This window comes from uncultured Paraglaciecola sp. (assembly GCF_937123705.1).
Taxonomy (GTDB): domain Bacteria; phylum Pseudomonadota; class Gammaproteobacteria; order Enterobacterales; family Alteromonadaceae; genus Paraglaciecola.
Genome location: NZ_CAKZKO010000173.1, coordinates 1 through 6,014 on the forward strand (window position 1 = coordinate 1; position 6,014 = coordinate 6,014).

The window sequence follows — 6,014 nt, forward strand, 5'->3', positions numbered from 1 at the left end:
GTAAGTTACTTTAGTTAAACGCAGTATGCTTTTCAAGAAGATACAAGTTCATAAGGAAAAATGACTGTCATTCAACTCTTTAACTGTAAGTTGTTTTAGAAATTGGTAAAACAATATAAAACTTTACCAAAGTCTAAATAACTACCAAATTACTACTCCTATTGGATCTAGTAACTTGATAAATTTATTATACGAGGATTTATGATGAATCTTAAAAAAATCACTTTTTCAACTCTAATTCTCGAGTTTCAAAATGAAAGCGTAAATTTGTAGGTCAAAATCAAACGGAATTTGCGCAGCACGCAGACCTGCTACCAATCTGGCACAACTGGCATTTGCGGCGCGTGCGGTTTCAAGCCACAGATCATCGCGCAGGTACGCATCAATTTGAGCGGATAAGAAACGCATTTTGGAACACAGGTGACCACCACGTTTGCGGCGGAACCCCATCTCAGTGGCAAGACTTTTATCAAACAGAACGATCGCTTCCGCCGCCAGCACACCATTTTTCGTGGCCCCAAACGACAGAGCTTCCACGCCTGCTTTCCAGGTCATCTCAGCGGGAGAACAGTCCAGTGCCACCAGCGCATTGGCAAAACGTGCACCGTCCATATGCAAACGGACACCAGCATCACGACAGGTTGCACCAATCGCTTCGATTTCCGCAACAGAATAGATGCTGCCAGTTTCTGTTGCCTGCGTAATACTGACAACAGATGGCTGCACCGAATGCACGTCACCCACTTTGTTACGTATCTTAGCCTGCAACTGAACGGGATCGATCTTGGCGTTATCACCCTCGACCGACACGAGCTTCGCGCCATGGGTAAAGAACTCCGGCGCACCACATTCATCATTATTGATATGACTTTCGGGATGACACAATATCGATCCCCACGGTGGAGACAGTACGCTCAGACACAGCGCATTCGCCGCAGATCCTGTCGGCACCAGAAACACACTCACATCAGTTTCAAAGATTTCGCAGAGCATACGCTCTACATTCTGGGTGTATTCGTCGTTTCCGTAGGGTGATTCCTGCCCGACGTTGCATCGCGCAAGTGCCTCAAGCACTTGCGGCGAAGTGCCTGCAATATTATCGCTGGTAAAACCGATGGTCGGTTGAGCTGTTACAGATAAGTTATTGGTATTCAAAGCTATTCCTCCTCCACTAGGGATCACCTAGCATGGGAAATACTATGAACGATTCGCAGGACGCTGCATTGTAAAATATTGCAGTTTTGTATTGGAGAAGGACGAATGTCAGCGCATGATACAAAGAACCTTAGAATAGCCTGATGACTATCCGGGACGCGTAAAGCGATTGCGCATTGCGTCCGCTTTGTTTCGGCTGGCACAGCCCTCAGCATGATCATTGATCAAACCCATCGCCTGCATAAACGCAAACACGGTTGTTGGGCCAACAAATTTCCACCCCATCTTTTTTAGCGCTTTCGATAAGGCGACCGATTCTTCGGATGTAGACGCGGTTTGAGGTTCAGGCAAGTCCTCAGGTTTTGGCTCAGTCGTGGTAGGACAGCCAGTTACCTGAACCGCCCCCACACAGATCCGGACGTGCGGAACTACCGCATCCGGCTCCTCAGTTATATATTCACTCGTGTAAAACACAAGCCTTAATACCAATCCACTAGAACCCGCCTTTTACTGACGCGTAATGGGTTGATCTGAAAATATTTCAACATCACCTTAAAACCATCCCAGTTGTAGCTTTTCCGCTGACTTCGCCGATTCAACCATTTGTACAGACTATGCAGTACATGGCTATATACCCGAGACAGACTCCGACTATTATCCGGTAGGCCAAAGTAATTTCTGAACCCTATCAGCTTCCTTTTCAGGCGTGGTATCCAGTCTTTTAACGGTTTGGAACGCTGGAACTTTATCCAGTGATACAACCCGTTCATCGTACTTTTCTGTTTCTTCGATGCGGTACGCCGCCTCAATCGAGGCTTGTTATTCACATCACGGCCCCAGTAAAACTCAAAGCCCAGAAACTGAAAATTACGCTTCCTGCCCGGATGAAAACGGCTGAATCGCTTCAGGTGTGTTTTCTCCGGTGCCACGCTTAAACCAAACTTGTTCAGACGCTTCGGCAGCACCCGGTAGAAACGCTCAGCATCCTCTCGAAGCTGGAATGCCACTACAAAGTCGTCAGCATAGCGAATCAGCATGGCCCGACCCTGCATCCTTGGCTTAACTTTCTTTTCAAACCATAGGTCCAGCACGTAATGCAGATAGATGTTGGCCAGTATCGGGCTAATAACACCGCCTTGCGGGGTGCCAGAAGTCGGTTTACTGAACACACCATCCGGTGCCTTTATGCGTGCTTTCAACCATTGGCTGATCAGAGTCAGCAGGGGTTTGTCATCAATCCGTTGTGACAGCATCTGTAATAACCAGTCATGATCCATATTGTCGAAGAAGCCTTTAATATCCGCTTCAACGATATAACCATAACCCTGAAATTGCAGATTAAGGCCCAAACTGTGTACCGCCTGATGGGCACTTTTGTTGGGTCGGTATCCATAGCTGTTGGGCAGAAAATCCTGTTCCCAAATACTAAGCAAGATTTGACTGACACTTTGCTGAACAATTTTGTCTTCTACCGTCGGTAGTCCCAACGGTCTTTGTTTGCCGTTGGCTTTAGGGATGAAGACACGTTTAATGGCTGATGCCCGATAGCATTTCTGCTTAAGATCACGCCCCAAACGCTGAATATTTTCACTCAGCCCGACCTGATAATCTGACACGCTAATGCCATCAATCCCGGACGCAGACTGTTTATTTAATTGCCCCCAACTTTGATACAGAAGATCAGAGTGCAGTAATCCATAAACATTCTGAAACCTGTGCCGAGGGTGGCTTTGTGCTTTAAATGCGATGCTGTGCAATGCGGTTGTCATAGTGGTTCCAGCCCTACTTTGTCCGGCCTATGTGTCTGTTGCACAACGGATATAACTGTCAGCCCCTTCGCCATGTAGACGGCTTTCCCGCCCTCGGACTACTATGAGCTGATCCGACTTCCAAAGGACCATCGTTCGCCTGCTGTTAGGCTGGGCATCCCTACCACATCCTGTGGAGCACCTTTGGATCTCTCAAGTTCCTGATACATCTCTTCATACATGCCACGGCTTAATAACCCCGTTGACCCGCCACAACCTTACCAACACGGTTGCTTTGCATGGACTTCGGTGGCGTTACAAACCTCGTCGATCAAAATCACTTTATTTTCGGGGCGATACCAGCACTTCAGGGCCACGATAGCCCCTATGGCCTGCATGATTCTCTGTGTACGCTTCACCTGTTTTGTTCGCGTGGTTGCCGGTCATTTCTGAGCGACTGGAAAGTGTATGCGATCCCCACACTCCGCCACAGGCGCAACACTCGATACGGGTGGAGGGTTAATCCTTGCCCGACAGGGACTTTCACCCTGCAAGATGCATCAAGCTTCGCTTGACGCACTAACGCCGACCACCAAAGGCCCAGCCCAATAACCTCAACGCCCGGGAGAACTCCTCCTTCGGTGATTGTACGGCCGCAGCCGCCAATGTGCCTCCAAATACGATCACTGCAGCGGGTAGATTAACTAACTCAGTCAATAATCCACCGTCGAGATAATGGCCACCGACCACGGCACCCAACGCAACCAGAATTCCCAATATGGTCATTGGATCCATTAACGCTCTCCCTGTTTACTGAGCAACGTACCTATTTCATCCAGATCCAGAACAGCATCTGCCAGATCAGCCTCAATGACAGATTTAGGCATGCCATAAATTGTTGAGCTGTTTTCATCCTGAGCCCAAACTTTCGCACCTGACCGTTTAAGCAAGCGCGCACCATCAGTGCCATCGCTACCCATTCCAGTCAAAATCACCGCCAGCACTTTATCGCCAAAGCACTTTGCAGCAGAGCCATAGGATATATCAACACTGGGCTTATACGTCAGCCGCTCATCTCCCGGCATGACCTTAACCCGGTCATTTTGACGCGGATCAATGATCAACTGATGACCTCCCGGAGCCAGCAGTGCTGTTCCCGCCACCAGACGATCACCGTCTGTCGCTTCCTTAACAGTAATATTGCATTGCTGATTCAGACGCTCGGCAAATACCGGGGTAAAGGTTTTCGGCATATGTTGCACGAGTAAAATGGGATATGGGAAAGCGGCAGGCAAGCACGTCAGTATTTTTTGCAATGCCGCCGGCCCCCCTGTAGACGAGCCAATCACGACGACTCGACAATCGGGAAAACGCTGTACTGTTCCACTACGACGAGGAGATGGCTCCACACGCACCGCGGCGTTTGCTTCCCCGCGCTGACGCAAAGAGGACACTGTAGATGTCGACCGATCACTCACCGTCGATGGGACGGCCACGGCAGTTTCATGGCGTGTAGGATTGGGACGTATTGATGAACGCGGCTTGTCAGATGAGGACTGTGAAGTATGTACACGTGGACGCCGACTCTTTCCTAGCGCAACAACTTGATCGCATAACTGATTCTTAATAGCGGAAGAGTTGCCCATCCATTCGCGTAGATCTTTGGGTATACAGTCCGCAGCACCCGCTTCCAGCGCCTTCATCGATATACGTGCGCCCTCATGGGTCACAGATGACAGCATGATCACATGGACCGGTGAGAGCTTCATAATCTGGCGTAACGCATCGATACCATTCATTTCTGGCATCTCCACATCCATCGTGACGACATCAGGCCTGAGCAACTTCACCTGCTCAATCGCCTCACGTCCATTGCTGGCGGTGCCCACAACGGAAATGCGGGCATCGCTACCTAAAAGGTCAGCAATACGGTTACGAAAGAAGCCCGAGTCATCGACGATCAGCACCTTAACCGGCATAGACATCTACTACGTCCGCTAACGATCAGTGCGCATAGCGCTTGAGCAAATTCGGAATATCAATAATTAATGCAATACGCCCGTCACCGGTAATAGTCGCACCAGACAAACCAGGCGTACCATGCAAAATGGTGCCTAACGGCTTGATAACCACCTCTTCCTGACCCACAAGCTGGTCTACAACAAAGCCTACGCGCTGTGTTCCAACAGTGACGATAACCACATGCCCCTGCTCAGGCAGACTGGAATCATGCTTGCCTCCAATCAACCAACGTTTCAGGTGGAACAGTGGCAGCGCCTGATCACGCACGATAATAACCTGCTGGCCATCAACGATATTGGTTTTAGTCAGATCCAGATTAAAGATTTCGTTTACATTCACCAATGGCAGTGCAAACGCCTGATCTTCCAGAATGACCATCAGGGTAGGCATGATCGCCAGCGTCAGTGGAACCTGTATCGCAATTCGACTTCCCTGACCAATGACCGAATCAATACTCAGCGTGCCGTTCAATTGGGTAATTTTGGTTTTCACCACATCCATACCCACGCCACGTCCTGACACGTCAGAGATTTCTGTTTTCGTTGAGAAACCCGCCTGGAAAATCAGATTAAAGCATTCCTGTTCCGTCAGTCGGCTGGCAGCTTCGGAGTCCAGCATACCGCGATCAACCGCCAGTTGACGCAGTTTATCCGCGTCCATACCTGCACCGTCATCCTGAATGATCAGCAAGATATGGTCACCTTCCTGCTCAGCAGACAGCAACACATTCCCATCACGCGACTTACCTAACCGCTCACGCTCATCTGGCGACTCGATGCCATGATCCACCGCGTTACGCACAAGGTGAATCAACGGATCAGCAAGCGCTTCAACCAGGTTTTTATCCAGATCGGTATCTTCGCCACGCAATTCCAGATTAATCTCTTTCTTAAGGCTACGTGACAAATCGCGAATCAAGCGCGGGAATCGGCCAAACACCTTTTTCACCGGCTGCATTCGGGTTTTCATCACCGACATCTGCAAATCAGCGGTCACCATGTCCAGAGTGGCCAGCGCTTTGCCCATCTCTTCATCTTCGTGAGAACCCCCCAGACGAACCAAACGGTTACGCACAAGTACCAGCTCACC

Annotated in this window: 5 protein-coding genes and 1 pseudogene; all 6 read right to left on the minus strand. The window is 49.5% G+C overall.

What is annotated here, in order from left to right; all coding sequences use genetic code 11:
* Positions 1-234: 234 nt before the first annotated feature.
* Complete coding sequence (locus Q0688_RS22460) at positions 235-1,155, minus strand: low specificity L-threonine aldolase (protein ID WP_299082601.1); 921 nt, start codon at positions 1,153-1,155, stop codon at positions 235-237.
* Positions 1,156-1,302: 147 nt separating this feature from the next.
* Positions 1,303-1,485, minus strand: a pseudogene (locus Q0688_RS22465) (DNA-3-methyladenine glycosylase I); the annotation flags it as partial.
* A 149-nt stretch (positions 1,486-1,634) separates the two neighbouring features.
* The gene (ltrA, locus tag Q0688_RS22470) at positions 1,635-2,924 is read right to left on the minus strand and encodes a group II intron reverse transcriptase/maturase (RefSeq protein WP_299082603.1); all 1,290 of its coding nucleotides are present in this window, start codon (positions 2,922-2,924) and stop codon (positions 1,635-1,637) included.
* Between the two features lie 558 nt (positions 2,925-3,482).
* Complete coding sequence (locus Q0688_RS22475) at positions 3,483-3,698, minus strand: motility-associated protein (RefSeq protein ID WP_299082605.1); 216 nt, start codon at positions 3,696-3,698, stop codon at positions 3,483-3,485.
* Positions 3,698-4,888 carry a chemotaxis response regulator protein-glutamate methylesterase gene (locus Q0688_RS22480; protein WP_299082607.1) on the minus strand — a complete coding sequence of 397 codons (1,191 nt, stop codon included), beginning with the start codon at positions 4,886-4,888 and terminating at the stop codon, positions 3,698-3,700. The genes Q0688_RS22475 and Q0688_RS22480 overlap by 1 nt, the downstream gene beginning before the upstream one ends.
* A 19-nt stretch (positions 4,889-4,907) precedes the next feature.
* Positions 4,908-6,014 (minus strand): chemotaxis protein CheA (locus Q0688_RS22485; protein WP_299082609.1); only part of this gene is annotated, 1,107 nt, incomplete at its 5' end.